1 pseudogene is annotated in these 255 nt (G+C 59.6%); it reads left to right on the forward strand.

The features are described from left to right. Positions 1 to 255 (forward strand): annotated as a pseudogene (locus C5P05_RS00100) (hypothetical protein); the annotation flags it as partial.

Below are 255 nucleotides of genomic sequence, written 5' to 3' on the forward strand. Positions count from 1 at the left end.
AGCCACGAACGTAGCCATTGCCGAGAACGCCATCAAGGCCGGCGTGGACCCTGAACTGTTTGGCGACTTCTCCGAAGCCGCCATTTCCGCCGGGGTCAACAAGCTAGTTGACGAGCGTGTCAATGCGACGCTGGTATCGGTCAATGCCAAGGTTGAGGCGGCTTTATCGCCACTCAAGCAGCAGCAGACGACCAGTGCCACGCAGAGCCACATGGACACGATCTACGGCGCGCATGCAGACGCGGACTCCATTGT

The organism is Rhodoferax ferrireducens (genome assembly GCF_003347515.1).
In the GTDB taxonomy this organism is placed as follows: Bacteria; Pseudomonadota; Gammaproteobacteria; order Burkholderiales; family Burkholderiaceae_C; genus Rhodoferax.